At 61.6% G+C, this 502-nt stretch carries 1 protein-coding gene; it reads left to right on the top strand.

Annotation, left to right across the window (positions count from 1 at the left end):
• On the top strand, positions 1 to 502 hold a 502-nt coding region (locus tag ACJHX3_RS25100), incomplete at both ends, for a transposase (RefSeq protein ID WP_410236256.1).

The following is a 502-nucleotide window of genomic DNA, read 5'->3' as shown; positions in this document are numbered from 1 at the left end:
GGTTCACTGAGCTATCTGGGCGAGGATACCGCCGAACAGCTGGAGTTGATGCGTAGCGCCTTCCGGGTTATCCGGACGGTACGGGAAAAACATGCCTGTACTCAGTGCGATGCCATCGTGCAGGCCCCCGCGCCTTCACGGCCCATCGAGCGGGGTATCGCCGGACCGGGGCTGCTGGCCCGCGTGCTGACCTCGAAGTATGCAGAGCACACCCCGCTGTATCGCCAGTCAGAAATATACGGTCGGCAAGGTGTGGAGCTGAGCCGTTCACTGCTGTCGGGCTGGGTGGATGCATGCTGCCGGCTGCTGTCTCCGCTGGAAGGGGTGCTTCATGGCGATGTCATGACTGACGGCAAACTCCATGCCGATGATACCCCGGTCCAGGTACTGCTGCCAGGCAATAAGAAAACAAAGACCGGGCGGTTATGGACCTACGTTCGTGATGACCGTAACGCCGGGTCAACGCTGGCGCCGGCGGTGTGGTTCGCTTACAGCCCGGACA

The sequence above is a fragment of the Escherichia sp. WS1265 genome (assembly GCF_046487585.1).
Taxonomy (GTDB): domain Bacteria; phylum Pseudomonadota; class Gammaproteobacteria; order Enterobacterales; family Enterobacteriaceae; genus Escherichia; species Escherichia coli.
The sequence above is the reverse complement of the archived record's forward strand: the minus strand, read 5'-3'. Positions and strand labels throughout refer to the sequence as shown.